General features: G+C 39.2%; 8 protein-coding genes and 1 riboswitch. All 8 genes read left to right on the top strand.

From position 1 onward, the window contains the following. On the top strand, positions 1-1,377 hold a 1,377-nt coding region (locus O3658_RS01350; RefSeq protein ID WP_371559010.1), incomplete at its 5' end, for an McrB family protein. Further along, positions 1,364-2,692, top strand: coding sequence for an McrC family protein (locus O3658_RS01345; RefSeq protein WP_371559015.1), 1,329 nt, complete (start codon positions 1,364-1,366; stop codon positions 2,690-2,692). The genes O3658_RS01350 and O3658_RS01345, both read left to right, overlap by 14 nt. A 170-nt stretch (positions 2,693-2,862) precedes the next feature. Further along, positions 2,863-3,846, top strand: a complete 984-nt coding sequence (guaC, locus tag O3658_RS01340; protein ID WP_371559009.1) for a GMP reductase — start codon at positions 2,863-2,865, stop codon at positions 3,844-3,846. Further along, positions 3,839-3,935, top strand: a riboswitch (purine riboswitch). Its footprint overlaps the gene before it by 8 nt. Before the next feature lie 76 nt (positions 3,936-4,011). Next, the gene (locus O3658_RS01335; RefSeq protein ID WP_371559008.1) at positions 4,012-4,593 is read left to right on the top strand and encodes a xanthine phosphoribosyltransferase; all 582 of its coding nucleotides are present in this window, start codon (positions 4,012-4,014) and stop codon (positions 4,591-4,593) included. Next, complete coding sequence (locus O3658_RS01330) at positions 4,593-5,852, top strand: nucleobase:cation symporter-2 family protein (protein ID WP_223141077.1); 1,260 nt, start codon at positions 4,593-4,595, stop codon at positions 5,850-5,852. Before O3658_RS01335 ends, O3658_RS01330 begins: the two co-directional genes overlap by 1 nt. Positions 5,853-5,945: 93 nt before the next feature. After that, the gene (ligA, locus tag O3658_RS01325) at positions 5,946-7,904 is read left to right on the top strand and encodes an NAD-dependent DNA ligase LigA (RefSeq protein WP_371559007.1); all 1,959 of its coding nucleotides are present in this window, start codon (positions 5,946-5,948) and stop codon (positions 7,902-7,904) included. 3 nt (positions 7,905-7,907) lie between these two features. Then, complete coding sequence (locus O3658_RS01320) at positions 7,908-8,858, top strand: diacylglycerol kinase family lipid kinase (RefSeq protein ID WP_371559006.1); 951 nt, start codon at positions 7,908-7,910, stop codon at positions 8,856-8,858. A gap of 32 nt (positions 8,859-8,890) precedes the next feature. Continuing rightward, positions 8,891-11,173, top strand: coding sequence for a type I pullulanase (gene pulA / locus O3658_RS01315; protein WP_371559005.1), 2,283 nt, complete (start codon positions 8,891-8,893; stop codon positions 11,171-11,173). The last annotated feature ends 4 nt before the right edge of the window (positions 11,174-11,177 follow it).

Below are 11,177 nucleotides of genomic sequence, written 5' to 3'. Positions count from 1 at the left end.
GAGAGGGAGTGGTTTTTCTTTACGGGGCAAGAAACAATATGGTTTCCATCAGATATTAAGTATCGAACTAAAGAGACTAACCAGTTAATAAAATTTGCTGCAAGTGATGAAATCATAATTCAAGACTATGACTATTTTTTGAATCATCCTAATTGGAAAAAGTATAAAAAATTAGAAAGTGAAACTATGTTAAGGAATGATTTTTTATTTAATTATAGTGGTATATTAAGAAAATCCAAAAACCTCATCCTCCGTGGTGCACCTGGTACAGGAAAAACTTATCTTGCTAAAGAAATTGCTATGGAGTTAACGGGTGGCAACGAAGACCAAATCGGATTTGTACAATTTCACCCATCCTATGATTATACGGATTTTGTGGAGGGGTTAAGACCGGTATCAAATGGGGATGGAGCTATTGAGTTTAAATTACAAGATGGTATTTTTAAGCAGTTTTGCCAGAAGGCTAAAGCAGCTCAGAAGACTGGAGGCCAAGATAATTTTGATGAAGCTTGGACTAAACTAACGGATGCTATCAATGAGAAACAGGGACAATATTTGTTTCCTCGTAGTTCAGTTCCAGCTAGTTTAAATAGCCAAGGGAATGTGAAGTTTGATTCTCCTGTTGCCACTAAAGAAAATGTATATCTTTTATACAAGGGCGAGGAGACTCATCTAAAGTACCAAACTTACCACAAAATTGTTTTGGATCACATGAAAGAAAGTTATGGATTGTGTGATTATGTATCCCCAACGATTGATTCAGACAGAAACTTTGTATTCATTATTGATGAAATCAACCGTGGTGAGATTTCTAAGATTTTTGGCGAACTCTTTTTCTCTATCGACCCTGGATATCGTGGTGAAAAGGGAAGTGTTTCTACTCAGTATGCTAACTTACACAAGACTGATGACAAGTTCTATATTCCAGAGAATGTCTATATCATTGGAACCATGAATGATATTGACCGTTCAGTTGATACCTTTGATTTTGCTATGCGTCGTCGTTTCCGTTTTGTTGAAGTTACTGCTGAAAGCCAATTAGGTATGCTCGACACTGCTCTTGGTGATAAAGCTGAAGAAGCGAAAAAACGTTTAAGAAACTTGAATGTTGCTATCGAAAACGTTCAGGAATTAAATAGTCATTATCATATCGGACCAAGTTATTTCCTTAAGTTGCAGGATGTAGACTTTGACTATGAATTACTCTGGTCTGATTATCTCAAACCACTTTTGGAAGATTATCTACGTGGTTCCTATGAGGAAGTTGAAAAACTAAAAATATTGAAAAAAGCGTTTGATTTAAAAGAAAATGAGCAAACTATTCAGAAACATGTAGGTGACGAAGAAAGCGATGAAAATAAAGATGCGGATAACTGATAATCATCATGAAATTGCTAAAGAAGACTTTGTCGCAGAATATCCCAACCTAAGTCAAACACTTCTTGATAGAACACTGGATAACCTTTCTCGAGAGGATAGTATCTTTGTTTTCCCAAATGACCTAGAATATTCTCCAGATTTGGATAAGAAACAAAAGATTTTGGAAACGGTCAATCAGGAAATCAAGACAGGAAATGTGATTGGTTTTCTGGGCTATGGTCAGGAGCGATTAACAATCTCCTCTCGTTTTTCGATTAAAGGCGATGACTATTTTTTACATTATCTTTTACAAAAGGTTCTTCATATCAATCTCACTAGTTTAGATGTAGCTTTGTCGCGTGAAGATAAACTCTATCAACTTTTGATGTATCTCTTTCCCAAGTATCTACAAGCTGCTATTCGAAAAGGTCTTTATAAGGAATATCATCGATTTTCTCATAACGACAGTAATGTTAAGGGAGTGATTGATGTAAGAAACCATCTCAAGAAAAATCTTCCTTTCACGGGAAATGTTGCCTACACAACGAGAGAGTTCACCTATGATAATCCCCTCATGCAGTTGGTCCGTCACACTATTGAATACATTAAGAACCAGAAAAGCATTGGTCAAGGGGTACTAGATAAACTCTCAACTAGTCGTGAAAACGTAGCTGAAATCGTGCGTGTAACGCCCTCTTATAAATTAGCTGATCGTGCTAAGATTATCAGACTAAATCAAACCAAACCTCTTCGTCATGCCTATTTTCGAGAGTACAGAAAATTGCAAGAGCTTTGCCTGATGATCCTAAATAAAGAAGAGCATGGTTTAGGATACCAAGAGCAAAAAATCCATGGTATTCTTTTTGATGTTGCCTGGCTTTGGGAAGAGTATGTTCATATTTTGTTGCCAAAAGAGTTCATCCATCCTAGAAATAAGGATAAGACGGATGGTATTTCAGTATTTTCTAATCGTGAAAGAAAAATATTTCCAGATTTTTATCATAAAGAGTTAAAAATCGTCTTAGATGCTAAATACAAAAAACTGGAATTGACTGAAAAGGGAATCAATCGTGAAGACTTGTTCCAGCTGATTTCTTATTCTTATATTTTAAAAGCTGAGCAGGCTGGGCTTGTTTTTCCGAGCAAGGAAAAGGTAGTTGATAATGAGATAGGTAAGCTAGCAGGCTATGGATCCCTGTTGAAGAAATGGTCTATCCAAGTCCCTGGACAAGTTGAAAGCTATCAAGATTTTGTAAGGAAGATGGAGTCCTTTGAAAAAGTCTTTATCGAAAATCTAGGTAGAAATTTAAAAGGTAAGACAAATTCAGGGTAAATGTCTAGTTATCTCCTTGATTGAAAACGAAAAAAACGAACATTATTTGTTTTCGGTCATTACAATTGACAAAAAACGGACATTATTGTAAACTTGTTAGAGTAATTGTCTGGAAAAGACGAGGCTATTCCTAACTTTAGGAAGGTCTAAACAAGAGAAATGAGAGAAATATGTTAAACGAATTTCCGATCTTTGACTATGAAGATATTCAGCTAATCCCTAACAAGTGTGTTCTTAAAAGTCGTGCAGAGGCTGACACGCAGGTAACTTTAGGGAAGCATACCTTTAAATTACCAGTTGTTCCTTCCAATATGCAAACAATCCTAGATGAAAATGTTGCTGAACAACTTGCTAAGGGTGGATATTTCTATATTATGCATCGTTTTGATGAAGAAGGACGCATTCCTTTTGTCAAACGTATGCACGATCAGGGCTTGATTGCTTCAATCTCGGTAGGTGTTAAAGACTACGAGTATGATTTTGTGAGTCAATTAAAGGCTGATGCACCAGAGTACATCACCATTGATATTGCTCATGGTCATGCTGACAGCGTGATTTCTATGATTCAGCACATCAAGAAAGAATTGCCAGAGACTTTTGTAATTGCTGGTAACGTTGGAACTCCAGAAGCTGTGCGTGAACTTGAAAATGCTGGAGCAGATGCTACTAAGGTCGGAATCGGTCCAGGTAAAGTATGTATTACTAAGGTTAAAACTGGTTTTGGTACTGGTGGTTGGCAGTTAGCCGCCCTCCGCTGGTGTGCGAAAGCTGCTCGTAAACCGATTATTGCTGATGGTGGTATCCGTACACATGGAGATATTGCTAAATCTATCCGTTTCGGTGCAAGTATGGTTATGATTGGTTCACTTTTTGCAGGCCATATCGAAAGTCCTGGTAAAACAGTTGAAGTTGATGGTAAACAATTCAAAGAATACTATGGTTCAGCTTCAGAATACCAAAAAGGTGCCTATAAGAATGTTGAAGGTAAGAAAATTCTTCTTCCTGCCAAAGGACATTTACAAGATACCCTAACTGAGATGGAACAAGATTTGCAAAGTTCGATTTCTTATGCTGGAGGTCGAAAGGTAGCTGATCTTAGACATGTAGATTATGTGATTGTGAAGAACTCTATCTGGAATGGAGATGCTCACTAAAAATATGATTACTTATTTATGCCGCGAATTGGCGTGGCGTTTCTACAAGGTACCGTAAATACCTAACAATGAGTAAGCTGCAGAGATATAAGGATAGGTGTTAAATCTATTTCTTTATTTACTAGAGGCTTACTTAGTAAGTCTCTTTTTATTTCGGAGGTTATTGTGAAATTATTAGAAGAACGAATTTTAAAGGACGGAAACGTTCTTGGTGAGAATATTCTTAAGGTGGATTCTTTCTTGACCCACCAAGTTGATTATTCCTTGATGCGCGAGGTTGGTCGTACCTTTGCAGAGCATTTTAAAAATGCGGGCATTACTAAGGTTGTAACCATTGAGGCATCTGGAATTGCTCCAGCCCTTTACGTGGCTGAACAGTTAGATGTTCCCATGATTTTTGCTAAGAAGGCAAAAAATATTACCATGAATGAAGGAATTTTGACTGCTGAGGTTTATTCTTTCACTAAACAAGTTACTAGTACCGTATCCATTGCAGGGAAGTTCTTATCTCCTCAAGATAAAGTATTAATTATTGATGATTTTTTGGCTAATGGTCAAGCAGCTAAAGGTTTGATTCAGATCATTGAACAGGCTGGTGCTAGAGTTGAAGCTATCGGAATTGTGATTGAAAAATCTTTCCAAGATGGTCGTGAACTACTAGAAAAATCAGGTCATCAAGTAGTATCACTCGCACGATTAGAGCGTTTTGAAAATGGAAAAGTTATCTTCAAGGAGGCAGATATCTAATGAAGCAACAGGAAAACCACTCACAGGCAGCCGTTCTTGGTTTGCAACATTTGTTAGCCATGTACTCAGGTTCAATCCTGGTACCAATCATGATTGCAAGTGCTTTAGGGTATTCAGCTCAACAGTTGACCTACCTTATTTCAACAGATATCTTTATGTGTGGGGTTGCAACTCTTTTACAATTACAACTCAATAAACATTTTGGTGTTGGTTTGCCTATTGTTCTTGGGGTAGCCTTCCAGTCTGTTGCTCCTCTTATCATGATCGGTCAGAGTCATGGTAGTGGTGCAATGTTCGGAGCTTTGATTGCTTCAGGGATTTATGTTATCCTGATTTCAGGTATCTTCTCTAAGGTTGCCAATCTGTTCCCTTCAATCGTAACGGGTTCTGTCATTACAACAATCGGATTGACCTTGATTCCAGTTGCTATCGGAAATATGGGAAATAACGTTGAAAAACCTACTGGACAAAGTTTAGCTTTGGCAATGATTACTGTTCTCATTATTCTTTTGGTTAATATTCTTACTAAAGGATTTATCAAATCTATTTCCATTTTGATTGGTTTGATTGCAGGTACCATTATTGCTGCTACTATGGGCTTGGTTGACTTCTCTCCAGTAGCAGAAGCTCCACTAGTTCATATCCCGACTCCATTCTACTTCGGTGCTCCACAATTTGAGATTTCTTCTATTGTAATGATGTGTATCATCGCTACTGTATCAATGGTAGAATCAACTGGTGTGTATCTTGCCCTTTCTGATATTACCAAGGATCCAATCGATAGCACTCGTCTCCGCAATGGTTATCGTGCTGAAGGTCTTGCTGTCTTACTTGGTGGACTTTTCAATACCTTCCCTTATACAGGATTTTCACAAAACGTAGGCTTGGTGAAACTTTCAGGTATTCGTACTCGTTTGCCAATCTATTACGCAGCTGGTTTCCTTATCTTGCTCGGTCTCTTACCTAAGTTTGGTGCCTTGGCTCAGATTATTCCTAGCCCTGTTCTTGGTGGAGCTATGCTCGTCATGTTCGGTTTCGTGTCTCTCCAAGGGATGCAAATCTTGGCGCGTGTAGACTTCGAACACAATGAACACAACTTCCTCATTGCAGCAGTTTCTATCTCTGCTGGGGTTGGATTGAATGGAAGTAATCTCTTCAATACTTTACCGACTGAATTACAAATGTTCTTCTCAAATGGTATTGTCATTGCAAGTACAGTAGCCATCGTCTTGAACGCTATTTTGAATCGTAAAAAATAAAAATAAATGAGAAGCGATAGAAATATCCTTCTCATTTTCTTTTTTAGAGCTTGAGTATTGTTTATAGAGTCCTTTTTATGGTAAAATGGTTCTATGAATGAAAGAATGAAAGAGCTCGTTGAACTGCTCAATCGCTATGCGACAGAGTATTATACAAGTGATAATCCATCTGTATCTGATAGTGAGTATGACCGTCTTTATCGTGAATTGGTAGAGTTAGAAAAAGCTCATCCTGACCAAGTTTTACCAGAAAGTCCGACACATCGTGTTGGTGGAAAGATTCTTGATGGGTTTGAGAAATATAGTCATCAGTATCCTCTTTATAGTTTGCAGGATGCTTTTTCACGTGAAGAACTCGACGCCTTTGATGCGCGTGTTCGTAAAGAATTGGATGATGTCACTTATATTTGTGAGTTGAAGATTGATGGTTTATCGATTTCCTTGACTTATGAGCAGGGAATTTTTGTTGCTGGGGCAACTCGAGGTGATGGCTCCATCGGTGAAAACATCACTGAAAATCTTAAACGAGTGAAAGACATTCCGTTATCATTACCAGAAAAATTAGATATTACTGTTCGTGGTGAATGTTATATGCCGAGAGCTTCTTTTGACCAGGTCAATCAATCTCGTCAAGAAAATGGGGAGCCAGAATTTGCCAACCCAAGAAATGCTGCTGCAGGAACCCTTCGTCAGTTAGATACAGCAGTAGTATCCAAACGTAATCTTGCAACCTTCCTTTATCAGGAAGCTAGTCCTTCAACTCGGGATAGTCAAGAGAAGGTTTTGAAACATTTAGAACAATTAGGCTTTGTGGTTAATCAAAGACGTCTATTAGCTCATAGTATGGATGAGGTTTGGGCGTTTATTCAAGAAATTGGTCGAGAAAGAGATCAGTTGCCTTATGATATCGATGGAGTTGTGATTAAGGTCAATGATCTAGCTGGTCAGGAGCAACTAGGATTTACAGTCAAAGCACCTAAATGGGCAGTAGCATATAAATTCCCAGCAGAAGAAAAAGAAGCGAAACTTCTTTCTGTTGACTGGACAGTAGGGCGTACAGGAGTTGTGACTCCGACTGCTAATCTTACTCCAGTGCAACTTGCAGGTACAACTGTAAGTCGTGCAACTCTTCATAATGTCGACTATATCGCTGAAAAGGATATCCGTAAGGATGACACAGTCATTGTCTATAAGGCAGGGGATATCATTCCAGCTGTTCTACGAGTGGTAGAATCCAAGCGAGTGTCAGAAGAAAGACTAGATATTCCAACAAACTGTCCAAGTTGTGACAGTAAGCTTTTGCATTTTGAAGATGAGGTTGCCCTTCGTTGTATCAATCCGCGATGCCCTGCTCAAATCAAGGAAGGCTTGACGCACTTCGCATCGCGTGATGCTATGAATATTTCTGGCCTTGGTCCATCGATCGTTGAGAAACTATTTGCTGCCGATTTGGTTAAGGATGTTGCAGATATTTATCGTTTGACTGTGGAAGATTTGCTTTTGCTAGATGGTATCAAGGAAAAATCTGCTCAAAAACTCTACCAGGCTATTCAAGCATCCAAAGAAAATTCTGCTGAAAAACTCTTGTTTGGTTTAGGGATTCGTCATGTAGGAAGTAAGGCAAGTCAGTTGCTTTTACAAAACTTCCACTCAATCGAATCACTAGCACAAGCCAATCCTGAAGAAATTGCAAGTATCGAAAGTTTGGGGAGTGTCATTGCTCAAAGCCTACAGACCTATTTTGCTACAGAGGGTTCTGAAATCCTTTTAAGGGAATTGAAAGAATCAGGTGTTAATCTAGACTACAAAGGACAGACAGTTGCAGCAAATGCATCCTTGTCTGGTCTAACTGTCGTATTGACAGGAAAGCTAGAGCGTCTTAATCGCTCAGAAGCTAAAAATAAATTAGAAAGTCTAGGAGCCAAGGTTACTGGTAGTGTGTCGAAAAAAACAGACCTTGTTGTAGCAGGAGCAGATGCAGGAAGCAAGCTCCAAAAAGCACAAGAACTGGGAATAGAGATTCGTGATGAAGCTTGGCTTGAGAGTTTGTAAGCTATGAAAGAAGAAAAAAAACGCGCTCGTCTCATTTATAATCCGACATCAGGCCAGGAAATTATCAAGCAAAATATCGCAGAAGTCCTAGAAGTGTTAGAGAGCATAGGCTATGAAACCAGTGCTTTCCAAACCAAACCTGAACCCCTGTCAGCCCAGAAAGAAGCAGAAAGAGCTGCAAAAGCTGGCTTTGATTTGGTTTTAGTAGCTGGTGGTGATGGCACCATCAATGAAGTGGTTAATGGAATTGCACCTCTGGTACATCGTCCAAAGATAGCCATCATTCCTACCGGAACTACCAATGACTATGCTAGAGCATTGAAAATCCCTATGGGGGATCCAGTTGCTGCAGCGAAGATCATTGCTAAAAATGAAACCAAGCAAATTGATATTGGTCGTGCCTTTGGCGATAAGTATTTCATCAATATTGCTGCGGCAGGAGCTCTTACAGAGTTAACCTTTAGTGTTCCGAGTGAACTGAAGACGCGTCTGGGTTATCTGGCCTACGTTGCTAAAGGCATCGAGATGTTCCCAAAATCCAAAGCCCGTCCTGTTCGGATTTACCATGATTGGGGAATTTTTACAGGAGAAGTTTCTCTTGTCTTTGTTGCCTTGACCAATTCTATCGGTGGATTTGAGCAATTTGCACCTGATACCAAGCTGGATGATGGCAATTTCACGCTTATTCTAGTAAAGACAGATAAAATCCTAGATATGTTGAGTCTGCTAGTTCAAGCCATGAACGGAGGCCAACACGTGTCAGATGTCAATGTTGAATATCTGAAAACTAGTAAACTCCGAATTGAAACTTTGGATCAGGAAGAGCCATTTATGCTCAACCTTGATGGAGAATACGGTGGCGATACACCAGTAGATTTGGAAGTATGCCATAATCACATTGAGTTTTTTGTGAATCGTGAGGCGATTGATCAAGAAATTATGAGTAACATATAAAATCAAATTTAATTTAGAAATTAGGGAGAACTATGTACAATTATCCTGTACTTATTCATTACCATCGCAAGGATGAAGCCTACGAGGCTTGCAGTTTCAGCAAAAAACCTCTAGATTCAGTAGAGCTTATCAAAGAAGAAGAATATTTTGGAGCTAAATTTTCACTGACTCAATCGAGTGAAGTAGCACTTGAGACCATGACTTTTAGCGTTGAAAAAGACGGTGCCAGCAAAGAATATCCTATTCGCTTCAATTACTATCCACTTTTAACAGAGGTTTGGATTTTGGATGGAGACGATACAGTTTATTATTCTGAAAATCCTGCCATTGCCAGTCCACACTATAAGGACCAAAATCCTTTTGCCTTTGACAAGGCAATCAATAGTGCGAGTTTTGACCACCACTGGGGTTATCAAGGAGAGTTGGGATGTCAAGTTTCTGAAAATGAAACAAGTTTTAGCTTATGGGCACCAACAGCTACTTCTGTCCAAGTAGTAGTCTATGAATCAGCGAAGAATGACGCTCCTATCTTTAAAACCTTTGAAATGGAGCGAGGAAATAGTTATTCCTATAGCCACAAGTATAATACCATTGGTGTTTGGAGTTTAACAATTCCAGAAAGCCTAGCAGGTCGTGCTTATCACTACCAAATTGACTTTCCTCATCACCAGTCATTAACTCGTGATCCATATACAATAGCGACAAGTCCTGATGGAAAACGTTCAGCCATCATTTCAGACCAAGATCGTCAGGTCGAAGGTTTTGAGGTTAAGCATGGTACAGAAGCAACTTGGCGTTTGGAAAATCCTTGCCAAGCAGTCATTTATGAAATGCATATCCGTGATTTGACTAAGTCTGAAACATCTGGTGTTGCGCCAGAATTAAGAGGAACCTTCTTAGGTGCAGCGCAAACTGGAACAGTTAACCAGTATGGTCAGTCGACTTCGTTTGACTATATCAAAGAACTTGGTGTCAACTATGTTCAGTTGCAACCAATTGCTGACCGTCATAAAGAATACGACGCAGATGGAAATGTAACTTATAACTGGGGATATGATCCACAAAACTACAATGCTCCAGAAACTAGCATGTCTACAAATCCAAATGATCCAGGTCAAGCTATCCGTGATTTGAAAGCCATGGTCCAAGCTTATCACGACGCTGGTATCGGTGTTATTATGGATGTTGTTTACAATCATACCTTCTCAACGATGGATGCGCCATTCCAAACAACGGTTCCCGATTATTATTATCGAATGAACCATGACGGAACCTATCAAAATGGAACAGGAGTCGGTAACGAAACTGCCAGTGAGCATGAAATGTTCCGTAAATATATGATTGATTCTCTTCTCTACTGGGTAAAAGAATTCAATATTGACGGTTTCCGCTTTGACTTGATGGGAATTCATGACATTAAAACCATGCAGATGATCCGTTGGGCTATGGATGAAGTCGATCCTAAAATCATCCTTTATGGAGAAGGATGGGATATGGGAACTGGTCTTGCTCCTTATGATAAGGCTAAGAAAGATAATGCCTATCAATTGCCAAACATTGGATTCTTTAATGATAATCAACGTGATGCGGTTAAAGGTTGTGAAGTCTATGGTTCTATCAAATCTGGTTTTGTCAGTGGTGCAGGTACTGAGCCGATCGTCGCAAAGGCTATCCTTGGAAGCCGAGAACTGGGTTCTTACCTCAGCCCGAATCAGGTTCTTAACTATGTAGAAGCCCACGATAACTACAATTTGCATGATTTGCTTAAAACCCTTCATCCAACGGAGAGTGAAAAACGTATCATGAAGAAAGTAGAAACAGCGACGGCTATGAATCTCCTCATGCAAGGGATGGCCTTCATGGAGCTGGGGCAAGAGTTTGGCCGTACCAAGCTTGTAGCTACAGGAGAAAATGGCGAGTTGACTCACGCAGATCGTGAGAGAGCTATGAATAGTTACAATGCTCCTGATAGCATCAACCAAGTCAACTGGGATTTGATCAATGAGCGTCAAGATAGTATCGAGTTTGTTCGTCAGATTATCCGACTTAAAACACAAAACATTGCATTTTCATACCCTACTTATGAAGAAGTCTACCGTCATGTATTTGTTCATACAGCCATTGAAAATAGTGGTTGGATTGTTTATGAGATTCATGGTGGCGAAGAGCACTTCTTGGTTGTATTCAATGCTAAAGGGGCTTCTTATTACTATGAAAATGCAGGAAACCTAGAAATGTTAGTAACTAATAGCCGTTCTAACCAAGAAAATGCCATTGACGATGTTAGTGTGGCAGTCTTGAATGTTTTAGCGTAAAAAA

It is taken from the genome of Streptococcus sp. 27098_8_69, from assembly GCF_041432445.1.
In the GTDB taxonomy this organism is placed as follows: Bacteria; Bacillota; Bacilli; order Lactobacillales; family Streptococcaceae; genus Streptococcus.
The sequence above is the reverse complement of the archived record's forward strand: the minus strand, read 5'-3'. Positions and strand labels throughout refer to the sequence as shown.

Coding starts and splice junctions, on each gene's coding strand:
- O3658_RS01345 (WP_371559015.1), top strand. CDS start 1,364: ATGCGGATAACTGATAATCATCATGAAATTGCTAAAGAAGACTTTGTC.
- guaC (WP_371559009.1), top strand. CDS start 2,863: ATGTTAAACGAATTTCCGATCTTTGACTATGAAGATATTCAGCTAATC.
- O3658_RS01330 (WP_223141077.1), top strand. CDS start 4,593: ATGAAGCAACAGGAAAACCACTCACAGGCAGCCGTTCTTGGTTTGCAA.
- ligA (WP_371559007.1), top strand. CDS start 5,946: ATGAATGAAAGAATGAAAGAGCTCGTTGAACTGCTCAATCGCTATGCG.
- O3658_RS01320 (WP_371559006.1), top strand. CDS start 7,908: ATGAAAGAAGAAAAAAAACGCGCTCGTCTCATTTATAATCCGACATCA.
- pulA (WP_371559005.1), top strand. CDS start 8,891: ATGTACAATTATCCTGTACTTATTCATTACCATCGCAAGGATGAAGCC.